The following is a 14129-nucleotide window of genomic DNA, read 5'->3' as shown; positions in this document are numbered from 1 at the left end:
CGAGTCCCTGTCATGTAGGCCACACCGCTGTTTCGGCGTGTCTTACCGGGGCCGTTGCACGGCCGCTGGAACACACCGCCACACCGGCCGCATCCTCACCAAAGGTACTGTCGTGCGCTGTGAAGGTCACGGTTCTGGTCGGCGGGGTCGGCGGTGCCCGTTTCCTGCTCGGCGTCCAGAAGCTGCTGGGTCTGGGCCGGTTCGGGGGTGCGGATGACGGCGCCGCGCATGAACTGACCGCGGTCGTCAACGTCGGCGACGACGCGTGGATGCACGGGGTGCGGATCTGCCCGGACCTGGACACCTGCATGTACACCCTGGGCGGCGGCGTGGACCCGGAGCGCGGCTGGGGTCACCGCGACGAAACCTGGCACGCGATGGAGGAGTTGGCCCGCTACGGGGTGCAGCCGGACTGGTTCGGTCTCGGCGATCGCGACCTGGCCACTCACCTGGTCCGCACCCAGGCGCTACGCGCCGGCTATTCGCTGACGGAAGTGACCGCGGCACTGTGTGATCGCTGGCAACCGGGTGCCAGGCTGTTGCCGGTGACCAACGACAGCTGCGAAACCCATGTCGTCATCACCGATCCCGCCGACGACTCTCAGCGTGCGATCCACTTCCAGGAGTGGTGGGTGCGCTACCGGGCCGAGGTGCCCACCCACGGGTTCGGCTTCGTCGGCAGCGAGAAGGCGAGCGCGACAGCGGAAGTCGTCGAGGCCATCGCCGAAGCCGACGTGGTGCTGCTGGCCCCGTCCAATCCGGTAGTGAGCATCGGCGCCATTCTCGCCGTCCCCGGCATCCGGGCGGCCCTGCGATCGACGCCGGCCTCGATCGTCGGCTACTCACCGATCGTCGCCGGAAAGCCATTGCGCGGCATGGCCGACACCTGCCTGAGCGTGATCGGCCTGGATTCCACCTCGCAGGCGGTGGGCGCTCACTACGGGGCCCGTAGCGGGACCGGGATCCTGGACTGCTGGCTGGTGCACGAGGGCGAGCACGCGCAGGTGGACGGCGTGACGGTGCGCTCCGCCCCGCTGTTGATGACCGATCCGGCTGCGACGGCCGAGATGGTGCGCACCGGGCTGGATCTCGCGGGCGTGTCGCTATGACGGGGCGGCGCGAACACGGCAGCGCCGCCAAGGTCGAGATCCTGCCGGTCACCGGCCTGGGCGAATTCCGGCCCGGCGATGACCTGGCGGTCGCGCTGGCGCAGGCCGCACCGTGGCTGGCCGACGGCGACATCGTGGTGGTCACCAGCAAGGTGGTGTCCAAGTGCGAGGGCCGTATCGTTCCGGCGCCGCATGACGCCGAGGCGCGAGACGCACTGCGCCGCCAGCTGGTCGAGGCCGAGGCGGTGCGCGTACTGGCCCGTAAGGGCCGCACCTGGATCACCGAGAATCGGCTCGGCCTGGTGCAGGCCGCCGCGGGCGTGGACGGTTCCAACGTCGGCTCCGACGAACTCGCGCTGCTGCCGGTCGACCCCGACGGAAGTGCCGCCGCGCTGCGGACCAGCCTGGCGACCCGGCTCGGTGTCGACGTGGCGGTGCTGATCACCGACACGATGGGCCGCGCCTGGCGCAACGGACAGATCGATGTCGCGATCGGGGCATCGGGCCTGACGGTCCTCAACGGCTACGCCGGTGCCGTCGACCGGCACGGCAACGAGTTGTTCGTCACCGAAGTGGCGGTCGCCGACGAACTGGCCGCGGCTGCCGACCTGGTCAAGGGCAAGCTCACCGATGTTCCGGTAGCGGTGGTGCGCGGCGTGTCCAGCCCCGACGACGGTTCCACCGCGGCCGCACTGGTGCGCTCCGGTTCCGAGGACCTGTTCTGGCTGGGCACCGCCGAGGCCATCGAGACCGGGCGGCGCCAAGCCCAGCTGCTGCGCCGCTCGGTGCGCGTGTTCGCGGGCGAACCCGTGCCGGCAGAGACGATCACCGACGCCATATCCGAAGCCCTGACCGCCCCGGCACCGCACCACACCCGGCCGACGCGGTTCGTCTGGTTGCAGACCCCGAGTGTGCGCTCCCGGCTCCTGGACGCGATGGCCCAGCGCTGGCGTGCCGACCTGGCCGGCGACGGCAAGTCCCCCGAGGCGATCGAGGCCCGGGTGGCGCGCGGCCGGATCCTCTACGACGCACCCGAAGTCGTCATCCCGGTCATGGTTCCCGACGGGGCGCATGACTACCCCGACCCGGATCGCACCGCCGCCGAGCACACCATGTTCACCGTGGCGGTCGGCGCAGCCGTTCAGGCGCTGCTGGTGGCGCTGGCGGTGCGCGGCGTAGGCAGTTGCTGGATCGGGTCGACGATCTTCACTCCCGAGCTGGTGCGCGCCGAACTCGACCTGCCGGCGGACTGGGAGCCGTTGGGCGCCATCGCGATCGGCTACGCCATCGAGCCGCCCGAGCCCCGCCCGCCGGCCGCCGTCGACGACCTGCTGGTCCGCCGGTGAGCACGCACGCCTCCGCGGTCGCAACGCTGACGGCGTGGGCGGCACCGGATTCCGCACAGGACGCGCTCCGCCACGCGGTGCTGGCGTTCCTGGCCGCCCGTACCGATGCCTGCGCGCGCGAATGCGTACCCGGGCACATCACCGCCTCGGCGGCGGTGCTCGACCACACCGGTGAGCGGGTGCTGCTGACACTGCACCCGCGGGTCGGGCGCTGGGTGCAACTGGGCGGGCACTGCGAGGACGCCGACACCGACATCGTCAACGCCGCACTGCGCGAGGCCACCGAGGAATCCGGTATCAACGGGCTGCGGCTCGACCCGCGGCTGGCGGCCGTGCACGTGCACCCGGTGACGTGCTCGCTGGGGGTGCCGACCCGGCATCTGGACCTGCAGTTCGTGGCGCACGCCCCGGCCGGCGCGCAGATCGGCATCAGCGATGAATCAGTCGACCTGCGATGGTGGCCGGTGGACGCGCTACCGCCGGACGCCGACGACGCCCTGGCGCACCTGGTGGCGCGGGCCGTCGGGTAGCCCGGCCCGCGGTCTCACGGGGAGTCGGTGACCCGCGTCCAGGGCTGACAGTTCTGCGACTCGAAGGCCTTGACCGTGACGGGAATGTTCGCGTACATCGGACCGATAGACGTGTTCGTCTGGACCACATGGTCCTTGGCCGCATCGGGTGTGCTGTAGGTGAACCACGAACACATCGACTCTTGCGTCGGCACGTTGTTGATCCACACGCCGAAGGCCGAACCCGACCCGCCGGTGTGGTACAGGCCCGGTGCGATATCGCTGCCGACCTGAAAGACACCGTTGCCGGGAATCGGGTCAAGCGGATCAGCGGCAGCCGGCGTCGCCATGGCGACTGTGGCCAGGCACGCGACGAAGACCCTGATGAACATGGCTATGACTATCCACCGTTGACTCTGCGTCTATGGCGGAAAAGCGCGAGAAGGGTGCGCCCTGAGCGCAGAGTCAGCCGGAAACCTGCTCAGACGTCGCTGGAGTAGCGGATCCCGCAGTCCGGGATCGACACCCCCGGCCACACCCGCGCCCCACGCAGCAGCTCGCAGCGGGCACCGATGTCGGCGCCGTCGCCGATCACCCCGTCGCGGATCAACGCCCGCGGCCCGATCCGGGCGCCGAACCCGACGATCGAACGTTCGATCACGCAGCCGGCCTCGACGCGCACCCCGTCGAAGATCACCGCGCCGTCCAGCCGGGCGCCCGGGCCGATCTCGGCGCCGCGGCCGACGACCGTGCCGCCGATCAGCACCGCACCCGGCGCCACCGCGGCACCGTCGTGCACCAATGACTCGCCGCGCCGGCCGCCCAGCGCCGGCGACGGCGCGATGCCTCGCACCAGATCCGCCGAGCCGCGCACGAAGTCCTCCGGGGTGCCCATGTCACGCCAGTAGCTGGTGTCGACGTAGCCGCAGACCTTCACGCCGTCGGACAGCAGCGCCGGGAACACCTCGCGCTCCACCGAGACCGCCCGGCCCCGCGGAATACGGTCGATCACGTTGCGGGACAGCACATAACAGCCGGCGTTGATCTGGTCGGTCGGCGGGTCCTCGGTCTTCTCCAGGAATGCCGTGACCCGGCCGTCGTCGGTGGGAACACAGCCGAACGCGCGCGGGTCACCGACCCGCACCAGGTGCAGGGTGGCCTCGGCGGCATGCTCGCGGTGATAGGCGTACAGCTCGGCCAGGTCGGCCCCGGAGAGCACGTCGCCGTTGAACACCATCGTGGTGTCGTGACGCAGCTTGGCCGCGACGTTGGCGATGCCGCCGCCGGTGCCCAGCGGCTCGTCCTCGGTCACGTAGTCGATCTGCAGCCCCAGCGCCGAGCCGTCGCCGAACTCTTGCGAGAACACCTCCGGCTTGTAGGAGGTGCTCAAGATGACGTGCTCGATGCCGGCGGCGGCGATCCGCGACAGCAGGTGGGTGAGGAACGGCAGACCCGCGGTCGGCAGCATCGGCTTGGGCGCCGACAACGTCAATGGCCGCAGCCGGGTGCCCTTGCCGCCGACCAGCACCACGGCATCGACTTGCTGAAGTGTCACGGGCGTCCCTTCGTCGGCTTGCGGCGGGCGCTGCGCACCACCAGGCGCGAGCGCATCGCCAGCGCGCCGCGCATGGTCGCGCGCAGCGGCGCTCGCCACCAACCGGTGTGCCGGTCGGCGAGGTAGGTGTAGGTGCTGCGGTGGTGCGCCGCCAGGTTGGCCGCCGGGTCCTTGCCGGTGGCGTGTCCCTTCTGGTGCAGCACTTCCGCGGACGGAACGTAGACGTTGAGCCAGCCGGCCTTGCCGAACCGGTCGCCCAGGTCGACGTCCTCCATGTAGAGGAAGTAGCGCTCGTCGAAACCGCCGATCTGATCGAACGCGGCGCGGCGCACCAGCAGACAGGCCCCGGACAGCCACCCCACCGGGCGTTCGCTGGGTTCCTGGTGCTCTTGCCGGTAGGCCCGCGACCACGGGTTGTTGCGCCACAGCGGGCCGACCACGGCGTGCATGCCGCCGCGGATCAGGCTCGGCAGCTGGCGCGCCGAGGGGTACACCGAGCCGTCGGGGTCCCGGATCAGCGGACCCAACGTCGCCGCGTGCGGCCACCGGGCGGCGGCCTCCAGCAGGGCGTCGATGCTGCCCGGGCCCCACTGCACGTCGGGGTTGGCCACGATCAGAAACTCGCTTGAGGCGCCCAGCTGCTCCACCGCGCTGTTGACCGCGCCGCCGTAGCCGAGGTTGGACCCGGTCTCGAACAACTGCACGTTGGGGTAGCGCTGCACGGCTTCCTGCGGCGCGCCGTCGGTCGAACCGTTGTCGGCCATCACCACCTGCACGGGGCGATCGGTGGCCAGCGCCAGCGATGCCAGGAAGCGGTCCAGATGCCAACCCGGCGAATACGTCACCGTCACCACCGGTAGGGCCTCACTCACGGCGTAGAGGTTATCTGGCCAGTGCCGCGGCCAGCGCAGCGCTCCATGGGCGCAGCGGCGCCAGGCCGGCTCGCGCCGATTCGACGCCCGACAACGCCGAGTAGGCGGGCCGGGCCGCCGGGCGGGGCCGGGCGGCGCTGCTGACCGGCAGCACCCGGTGCGGGTCGGCGCCGAGCGCGGCGAACACCGCACGGGCCTGCTCGTAGCGGCTCGCCGCACCGCCGTTGGCGGCGTGCAGCAGCCGGGCGGCGGGCCAGGCACCGGCCAGGGCCAGTAGTGCGTCGACCAGGTCGCCGACATAGGTCGGTGAGCCGATCTGGTCGTCGACCACCTCCACCGTCGAATCGCCTGCGGCCCGCTCACGCATCACCGCGACGAAGTCCGACCCGCCGGCGGCGCCGGTGTAGACCCAGGCGGTACGCACCACCAGAGCATCCGGACACGCCGTCAGCACCGCGTCCTCGCCGGCCAGTTTGGTGCTGCCGTAGACACTGAGGGGCCTGGTCGCATCCCCCGGTTCGTACGGGCGTGGCGCCGCGCCGCCGAAGTCGCCGCCGAAGACGTAGTCGGTGGAGATGTGAATCAGTCGTGCACCGGCCCGCGCGCAGGCGGTGGCCACATGGCCCGGCCCGGCCGCGTTGACCGCGTGCGCGCGGTCGGCGTCGGTCTCGGCGGAGTCCACGTCGGTGTAGGCGGCACAGTTGACCAGCACATCGCCGGGCCGCAGGTCGACGGCGCCGACGGCGGCCGGATCGGTGATGTCGCACTGCGCCGAGGACAGCGCGAGCACGTCATGGCCGGTCTCGGCGGCCCGCACCGCCAGGAAGCTGCCGACCTGCCCGCCGGCCCCGGTGATCACGATCCGCTGCCCAGAAGTCATAACCGCCGAGCTTATGCGGCAGCTCCAGCTTCGCCTCTCCTTCGTCGAGGCTTGCTAAGCCGCCGAGCTTATGCGGCAGCTCCAGCTTCGCCTCTCCTTCGTCGAGGCTCGCTAAGCCGCCGAGCTTATGCGGCAGCTCCCGCCGATCTGGCACGCCGATCGCGGCTACCGCAGATACAGCCGTGACGCAAGTAGCCTCAAGTGATGCCTGCGCAACGTGTGATTCGTGTGATCGCTACCGTGGCAGCCGTCGCCGTCGTCCTCGGTACCGGGGTGGCCTGGAGCCGCGTCCGGTCCTTCGAGGACGGCATCTTCCACGTGGCGTCGCTGGCGCTGGGCAACGGCGGAGCCGACGGCGCGGTCGACATTCTTCTGGTCGGGATGGACAGCCGCACCGACGCCCACGGCAACCCGCTGACCCCCGAGGAGTTGGCCGAGCTGCGGGTCGGCGACGACGACGCCACCAACACCGACACGATCATCCTGGTCCGCATCCCCAACAACGGGCGCTCGGCCACCGCGATCTCGATCCCCCGCGACTCCTATGTGGCGCCGCCCGGGCTGGACAAGACCAAGATCAACGGCGTCTACGGCGCCACCAGGCTCGAGACCGCCGACGCGCTGGTCGAAGCCGGGATGGATCCGGTGCAGGCCCAGGCCCGCGGCACCCAGGCCGGCCGGGAGGCCCTGATCAAGACGGTGGCCGACCTGACCGGGGTCACCGTCGACCACTACGCCGAGGTCGGGCTGCTGGGTTTCTCGCTGATCACCGACGCGCTGGGCGGCGTGGACGTCTGCCTCAAAGAGCCGGTGTACGAAGAACTCTCCGGCGCAGATTTCCCGGCCGGCTGGCAGCGCCTCGGCGGCGCGCAGGCACTGAGCTTCGTGCGGCAGCGCCACGAGCTGCCGCACGGCGACCTGGACCGGGTCCGCCGCCAACAGGCGGTGATGGCGGCACTGGCTCACCAGGTGATCTCCGGTAAGACGCTGTCCAGCCCGGGCACCATGTCGCGACTGCAGGCGGCGGTACAACGCTCGGTGGTGCTGTCGGAAGGTTGGGACGTCATCGATTTCATCACCAAGCTGCAGGATCTGGCGGCGGGCAAGGTCGCCTTCGCCACCATCCCGGTACTCGAGGAATCCGGCTGGAGCGACGACGGCATGCAGAGCGTGGTGCGCGTCGACCCGACCCAGGTCGCCGACTGGGTGGCCGGCCTGCTGCATGACACGGACGAGGGCAAGACCGACCAACGGGCCTACGACCCGGAACACACCACCGCCAGCGTCTACAACGACACCGACATCAACGGGTTGGCCGCGGCGGTCTCAGGTGTGCTGAACGCCAAGGGATTCGGTACCGGGTCGGTCGGCAACAACGAGGCCGGTCACGTGGCGACCAGCCAGGTCCAGGCCGCCGACACCGACGACCCCGGCGCGCAAGCGGTGGCCAGGGACCTCGGCGGATTGCCGGTGGTGTCCAACGAGTCGGTGCCGGCCGGCGCGGTACGGGTGGTGCTGGCAGGCGACTACACCGGCCCCGGATCGGGCCTGGGCGCAGGTGATCGCGCCGAGGCGACCGGCTTCGCCAGCGTCGAAGACGGCGAGCTGCCCCAAATCCCCGCTCCGTCACCGATTCTGACCGCGGGTTCCAATGACCCGCAGTGCGTGAACTAACGTCGGGGGGTGACCAACCTCAGCTCGGCGATCCTTGATCCGATCATGCGCGCCGACCCGGTGGGACCACGGATCACCTATTACGACGACGCCACCGGCGAGCGCATCGAGTTGTCCGCGGCGACATTGGCCAACTGGGCCGCCAAGACCGGCAACCTGCTGCGCGACGAGCTCGGCGCCGGGGCCGGCAGTCGGGTGGCGGTGTTGCTGCCGGCACACTGGCAGACCGCGGCGGTGCTGTTCGGGGCGTGGTGGATCGGCGCCGAGGTGCTGCTCGAATCGAACGCAGTCGGGGTCGAAGGGTCTGCCGACATCGCCCTGTGCACCGCGGATCGGCTCGCCGAGGCGGACGCGGCGGTGGCCGCCGGCGGCGGCGAGGTGGTGGTGTTGTCCCTGGACCCGTTCGGCCGGCCGGTCCCCGATCTGCCGGTGGGTGTCACCGACTACGCGACCGCGGTGCGGGTGCACGGTGACCAGATCACCCCGGAAACCAGGCCCGGCGCAGCGCTGGCCGGATCGTCTCCCGACGAGGTATTGGCGCTGTGCGAGAAGTCCGCGGCGGCAACGGGTTTGACGCCTTCGGATCGGGTGTGGTCGGCCAACGACTGGCGCAACCCGGCCGAGCTGGTCGACAACATGCTGGCGGTCTTCGCGGTCGGCGCCTCCCTGGTGCAGGTCGGCAATCCGGATCCGGGCGCCCAGCAGCGCCGCCGGGACAGCGAGAAGGTCACCCGGACGCTGGACTGAACGGCCCAGCCGTCGAGTGTGCGGTCCGGTAGGCCTGAGCGCGGTGTCGCGTGCCAAACCGCACACTCGGCACATTCTCCACGGCGAACCCACCTCGATATATGCAGAAATGCTTATATGATGATAGCCTCGCTGATCAAGACGGACGAGCCACGAAGGGGACTACTCATGGCGGTACAGGGACTGCTGGTGAAGGCGGCCGGAACGGTGTTCACCGGGCTGGTCGGGGTGAGCGCCTACGAGCTGGCACGCAAGGCGCTGGAGAAGGCCCCGCTGCACGAGGCCGCGGTGACCGCCACCGAATGGGGCCTGCGCGGGACCCGACGGGCCGAAGAAGTCGCCGAGTCGGCGCGGCTGAAGGTGGCTGATGTGGTCGCCGAGGCGCGCGAACGTGTCGGCGAGGAGGCGACACCGCCGGCGGTGGCCGTCGCACACGACCACGACCACTGATCGCAGCGACGTGAGCGCCGTCAACAGCGCAGACCTGATCGTCGTCTCCGACGCGGCGGGCCGGATGCGGGTGCGCGTCGGGTGGGTCCGCGGTGACTCGCGGCGGGCGGTGGCGGTCGAGGAGACGGCCGGCCGGGTCAACGGGGTGCGCACCGTGCACGCCTACCCGCGCACCGGCGCGGTGGTGATCTGGTACTCCCCCAAACGATGCGACACCGCAGAGATCCTGGCGGCGATTCGCGACGCCGCCGGCGTCGCCGCCGAGCTGATCCCGGCCCGCTCCCCACGCTCGGCGGACATCCGCAACACCGACGTGCTGCGCATGGTGATCGGCGGGACGGCACTGGCGCTGCTGGGCATGCGCCGCTACGTATTCGCCCGGCCGCCGCTGCTCGGACCGAGCGGCCAGCTGGTCGCCACCGGAGCGACGGTCTTCATGGGCTACCCGTTCCTGCGGGGCGCGCTGCGCTCGATCCGTTCAGGCAAGGCCGGCACCGACGCACTGGTGACCGCCGCGACCATCGCCAGCCTGGTACTGCGGGAGAACGTGGTCGCGCTCACCGTGCTGTGGCTGCTCAACATCGGCGAGTATCTGCAGGACCTGACGCTGCGCCGCACCCGCCGCGCGATTTCGGATCTGCTGCGCGGTAGTCAGGACACCGCCTGGGTGCGGCTTGCCGGCGGAACTGAGGTGCAGGTGCCGATCGACACCGTGCAGATCGGCGATGAGGTGATCGTCCACGACCACGTCGCGATCCCGGTCGACGGCGAGATCATCGACGGCGAGGCCATCGTCGACCAGTCCGCGATCACCGGCGAGACCCTGCCCGTCAGCGTGATCGCCGGGGCCGGCGTGCACGCCGGTTCGGTGGTGGTGCGCGGCCGGGTGGTGGTGCGCGCCACCGCGGTCGGCAGCCAGACCGTGATCGGGCGGATCATCAGCCGCGTCGAGGAGGCACAACACGACCGCGCCCCGATCCAGACCGTCGGTGAGAACTTCTCCCGCCGATTCGTCCCGGCGTCGTTCATCCTGTCGGCGTTTACCCTGCTGGTCACCGGCGACGTCCGCCGCGCGATGACCATGCTGCTGATCGCCTGCCCGTGCGCGGTCGGACTGGCCACGCCGACGGCGATCAGCGCCGCGATCGGCAATGGCGCCCGGCGCGGCATCCTGATCAAGGGCGGATCCCATCTCGAGCAAGCCGGCCGGGTTGACGCCATCGTGTTCGACAAGACCGGGACGCTCACCGTGGGCCGCCCGGTGGTGACCAATATCGTTGCCGTCCATAAAGATTGGCAGCCCGAGCAGGTGCTCGCATACGCCGCCAGCTCGGAACTGCACTCGCGGCATCCGCTGGCCGAGGCGGTGATCCGCTCCACCGAGGAACGCCACATCGTGATCCCGCCGCACGAGGAGTGCGAGGTTCTGGTCGGGCTGGGCATCCGCACCTGGGCCGACGGGCGCACCCTGCTGCTGGGCAGCCCGAACCTGCTACGCGCCGAGAAGGTGCGCATCTCGAAGAAGGCGGCGGACTGGGTCACCAAGTTGCGCGCCCAGGCCGAGACCCCGTTGCTGCTGGCGGTCGACGGCACCCTGGTGGGCTTGATCAGCCTGCGTGACGAGGTGCGTCCGGAGGCGCACGACGTACTCGAGCAGTTGCGCGCCAAGGGCATTCGCCGCATCGTGATGCTCACCGGCGATCACCCGGAGACCGCAGCGGCGGTGGCCGCCGAACTCGGCATCGCCGAATGGCGCGCCGAGGTGCTCCCCGAAGACAAACTGCAGGTGGTCCGGGACCTTCAGGACGAGGGCTACGTGGTCGGCATGGTCGGCGACGGCGTCAATGACGCTCCTGCGCTGGCCGCCGCCGACATCGGCATCGCGATGGGCCTGGCGGGCACCGATGTGGCGGTCGAGACCGCCGATGTCGCCCTGGCCAACGACGACCTGCGGCGGCTGCTGGACGTCCGTGACCTGGGCGGCCGGGCCGTCGAGGTGATCCGGCAGAACTACGGCATGTCGATCGCGGTCAACGCCGCCGGTCTGCTGATCGGCGCCGGCGGTGCGCTCTCACCGGTGCTGGCGGCGATTCTGCACAACGCGTCATCGGTGGCCGTGGTCGCCAACAGTTCGCGGCTGATTCGCTACAAACTGGCCTCCGAACCGATGGCGTCCGCCCCCGCCGGGGCGTAATCTGTCTCCGTCCCGGCTGTCCCTGTCGAGCAACACCACCAGCTCCAGGGCAGCCGGGACTCTGCTCGCCAGCCGTTCAGCGGCGGTCAGCAGCCACAGCCCTCGCCGCGCCAGGACCGGAAGCCCTGCCACACCGACACGGCTGCCACCCCCAGCCCGATCAGCGGGTCCAGCCACCATCCCCCCGCCCACTGCGCGGTGAGCGTCAACCCGGCCAGCACCGCGGCGGCCTGGATCGCGCACAGATAGTTCTGCACGCCCTCACCCACGGTGGCCGCCGAGCCCAGCCGGGTGCCGAGCCGTCGCTGTGCGCGGCCCAGGATCGGCATCACCAGCACCGCCCCGGCGGTGATCGCGATCCCGATGACACTGCTCTCGGTGCGCTGATCGCCGAACAGGTGGCGCACCGATTCGGCGGCGATGTAGGGGGCGTTGATCCAGAACGACACCGCCACCCCGATCTGGGCGCGCCGCTCGGCCGTCTCCGAGAGCGTGCGGGCGCCGGTGAACCGCCAGATCACGACGGCCCCGGCCATCGCTTCGGGAATGGCGCCCAGCGCCCACCCGGTCAAGGCGATCGAACCGGCCGCCAGGCCCTGCCACAAGCCCAACACGCCTTCGAACCCGACCACCACCAGGCTGACCCAGGCGAGCCGGCGGGCCCATCCGGCGGCGCGGTGCCAGCCGGCGTCGAGCACCGGACGAGCAGGATGGCGGTGCCCCGCGTGATCGTGGTGCTGGACAGCGGTGGCGTCGGTATCGGTCAGGCCGACATCAGGGCCCGCCACACGACTGTCCACAATGAAAATGCTACCGCCGATCGGCGATACCCCGCGTCCGGCGCCCCCGGGCCACCGCCATCGAAGACCGGCTCAGCCTGCGGCGAGCCGCACCACCCGGTTGTTGCCGCGGTCGGCGACGAAGACCGTTCCGTCCCTGTCCACCGCGAGGTCCAACGGGGTGTTGAGACTGGTGAACGCCAGCGTCGTCGGGGCCGTCGCTCCGGCTGCCAACTTGAGCACCCGGTTACCGTCGTGCTCGGTGACGTAGACATTCGCCCCGGAGTCGACCGAGATGCCCCACGGCACCGCCACCCCGGTGAACGGCAGCACCACCTGGTTGCTGGACCCGGCGGCGAGCTTGAGCACCCGGTTGTTGTCGGTGTCGGTGACGTAGACGGTGCCCGAACCGTCCACCGCCACCCCGTCGGGGTTGTTGAGGCCGCTGAACGGCAGCACGGTCTGGGTGTTGGACCCGGCCGCCAACTCCAGCACCCGGTCGTTGCCACGGTCGGCGACGTAGAGGTTGCCACCGGCGTCCACGGCAAGCCCCTCCGGATAGTTCAGGCCATTGAACGGCAGCACCACCTGGTTGTTGGACCCGGCAGCCAGCTTGACGACCCGGTTGTTGAAGTCCGAGACGTAGACGGTGCCGTTGGTGTCGACCGCCACCCCCTGCGGCTGGTAAAGCCCGCTGAACGGCAGCACGGTCGGGGCGTTGGACCCGGCCGGCAGCTTGACCACCCGCCCGTACATGCCCTGGCTGGCGACATAGACGTCGCCGTCGGAGTCCAGCGCCACCCCGCTCGGGGAGAGCCGGAAGTTGATGCCGCTGAACTGCAATTCGCTCTGGCCGGTCGGAGTCCTGGCCGCCGATGGGTGCGACGGCCGCGCCACCAGGTAGCCGACGACGCCCAGCACCGACACCAGCGCCACGATGGCGGCGCCCAGAATCATCCAACGTCGGCCGCCGGCGGCGGGTGCGGGACGAAACGCCGGCGGTGCCGGCGCGGAGTACCCCACCGGCCGATGTACCGGGCGGGGCCGCTGTACCGGCTGGTCCCGCCACCCGGTGGGCGCGGAGGACGACGGCACCGCCGCGATCGCGGAGGAGCCGAAGGTCGCCTCTTCGCCGAGGCGCAGAATGGTGGCCGCCTGATCCTGCTGCGGGCCGGTGAGCGCATCGTTGGCGGCGGCGGCCAGTTCGCCGGCGCTGCGGTAGCGGTCCTCGGGCCGTTTGGCCATCCCCCGGGCGATCACCTGGTCGAAGGCGGGCGGAACACTGCCCGGGCGCTGCGCGCTGGGACGGGGGGCGGGCTCGGTCAGGTGCGCGGCGATCATCCGCTCGATGCTGTCGGCCCGGTACGGCGGCGTGCCGGTCAGACACTCACCGAGCACGCACGCCAGCGAGTAGATGTCGGCCCGGTAGGTCACGTCGCCGCCGGTGAACCGCTCCGGGGCCATGTAGTTGTAGGTGCCCACCGCGGTGCCGATCTGGGTCAGCCCCGGGTCGGTGGCCACGCGGGCGATGCCGAAATCCACCAGGTAGACGAAGTCTTCCCCGGTCACCAGGATGTTCTCGGGTTTGACGTCGCGGTGCATGATCTGCGCGGCGTGCGCGGCGTCCAGCGCGGCGGCGACCTGGCGTATCACCGCCACCGAGCGGGCCGGGCTGAGCGGGCCGTGGCGGTTCAGCAGGGTGCGCAGCGAGTTGCCCTCGATCAGGCGCATCTCCACGTAGAACTGTCCATCGATCTCGCCGTAGTCGTGGATGGGCACCACGTGCGGTTCGGTGAGCCGCCCGGCGGTGTCGGCCTCGCGTTGGAGCCTGGCGTGCAGAACCGGGTCGTCGGAGAGTTGCGGCGAAATCAGCTTCAGCGCCACCAGTCGGTGCTTGCGGGTGTCCTCGGCCTCGTAGACCTCGCCCATCCCGCCGTTGCCCAGCAGCCGGACCAGCCGGTAGTGCCCGAACTGGGAACCGGCTCGCGAACCAGGGCCGCCGTTAGGCACCGGT

General features: G+C 70.6%; 13 protein-coding genes. 7 read left to right on the top strand and 6 right to left on the bottom strand.

The genetic code is table 11. From position 1 onward, the window contains the following. Nucleotides 1-119 precede the first annotated feature (119 nt). From cofD to G6N23_RS05205, 3 genes are read left to right on the top strand one after another with little or no spacing between them, the layout of a single operon-like run. Nucleotides 120-1109, top strand: a complete 990-nt coding sequence (gene cofD / locus G6N23_RS05215) for a 2-phospho-L-lactate transferase (RefSeq protein ID WP_085259108.1) — start codon at nt 120-122, stop codon at nt 1107-1109. Then, on the top strand, nt 1106-2455 hold the full coding sequence (locus tag G6N23_RS05210; protein WP_085259109.1) for a coenzyme F420-0:L-glutamate ligase: 1350 nt from the start codon (nt 1106-1108) through the stop codon (nt 2453-2455). The genes cofD and G6N23_RS05210 overlap by 4 nt, the downstream gene beginning before the upstream one ends. Continuing rightward, nucleotides 2452-2985: an NUDIX hydrolase gene (locus G6N23_RS05205; protein WP_085259110.1), complete on the top strand. Its 534-nt coding sequence runs from the start codon at nt 2452-2454 to the stop codon at nt 2983-2985. The genes G6N23_RS05210 and G6N23_RS05205 overlap by 4 nt, the downstream gene beginning before the upstream one ends. A gap of 14 nt (nt 2986-2999) precedes the next feature. Here the strand turns inward: G6N23_RS05205 and G6N23_RS05200 are convergent, their stop codons facing one another. From G6N23_RS05200 to rfbD, 4 genes are all read right to left on the bottom strand, one after another. Beyond that, on the bottom strand, nt 3000-3356 hold the full coding sequence (locus G6N23_RS05200; RefSeq protein WP_085259111.1) for an Rv1352/Rv1906c domain-containing protein: 357 nt from the start codon (nt 3354-3356) through the stop codon (nt 3000-3002). 89 nt (nt 3357-3445) lie between these two features. Next, the gene (gene manB / locus G6N23_RS05195) at nt 3446-4519 is read right to left on the bottom strand and encodes a mannose-1-phosphate guanylyltransferase ManB (RefSeq protein ID WP_085259112.1); all 1074 of its coding nucleotides are present in this window, start codon (nt 4517-4519) and stop codon (nt 3446-3448) included. Then, a complete protein-coding gene (locus G6N23_RS05190) occupies nt 4516-5391 on the bottom strand; it encodes a glycosyltransferase family 2 protein (protein WP_085259113.1) in 876 nt (291 codons plus the stop codon). Before G6N23_RS05190 ends, manB begins: the two co-directional genes overlap by 4 nt. Nucleotides 5392-5401: 10 nt before the next feature. Further along, nucleotides 5402-6271 (bottom strand): dTDP-4-dehydrorhamnose reductase, encoded by an 870-nt coding sequence (rfbD, locus tag G6N23_RS05185; RefSeq protein WP_085259114.1) that lies wholly within the window; start codon nt 6269-6271, stop codon nt 5402-5404. Nucleotides 6272-6475: 204 nt separating this feature from the next. Here rfbD and G6N23_RS05180 point away from each other — a divergent pair, with 204 nt between their 5' ends. The 4 genes from G6N23_RS05180 to ctpC all read left to right on the top strand — a co-directional run bounded on the left by G6N23_RS05180 (nt 6476) and on the right by ctpC (nt 11336). Beyond that, entirely contained in the window at nt 6476-7945 is a 1470-nt protein-coding gene (locus G6N23_RS05180; RefSeq protein WP_173675036.1) for an LCP family protein, read from the top strand. A 9-nt stretch (nt 7946-7954) separates the two neighbouring features. Further along, nucleotides 7955-8692 (top strand): TIGR03089 family protein, encoded by a 738-nt coding sequence (locus tag G6N23_RS05175; protein ID WP_264069239.1) that lies wholly within the window; start codon nt 7955-7957, stop codon nt 8690-8692. 168 nt (nt 8693-8860) lie between these two features. Further along, the gene (locus tag G6N23_RS05170; RefSeq protein WP_085259116.1) at nt 8861-9142 is read left to right on the top strand and encodes a DUF1490 family protein; all 282 of its coding nucleotides are present in this window, start codon (nt 8861-8863) and stop codon (nt 9140-9142) included. Nucleotides 9143-9206: 64 nt separating this feature from the next. Further along, nucleotides 9207-11336, top strand: coding sequence for a manganese-exporting P-type ATPase CtpC (gene ctpC, locus G6N23_RS05165; RefSeq protein WP_173675078.1), 2130 nt, complete (start codon nt 9207-9209; stop codon nt 11334-11336). An 86-nt stretch (nt 11337-11422) separates the two neighbouring features. Here ctpC and G6N23_RS05160 read toward each other — a convergent pair whose 3' ends face one another. Next, nucleotides 11423-12034 (bottom strand): cation diffusion facilitator family transporter, encoded by a 612-nt coding sequence (locus G6N23_RS05160; protein WP_085259146.1) that lies wholly within the window; start codon nt 12032-12034, stop codon nt 11423-11425. Between the two features lie 174 nt (nt 12035-12208). Then, a complete protein-coding gene (locus tag G6N23_RS05155) occupies nt 12209-14125 on the bottom strand; it encodes a serine/threonine-protein kinase PknD (RefSeq protein ID WP_085259118.1) in 1917 nt (638 codons plus the stop codon). Nucleotides 14126-14129: the final 4 nt, after the last annotated feature.

Source organism: Mycolicibacter terrae (assembly GCF_010727125.1).
Lineage (GTDB): Bacteria > Actinomycetota > Actinomycetes > Mycobacteriales > Mycobacteriaceae > Mycobacterium > Mycobacterium terrae.
The sequence above is the reverse complement of the archived record's forward strand: the minus strand, read 5'-3'. Positions and strand labels throughout refer to the sequence as shown.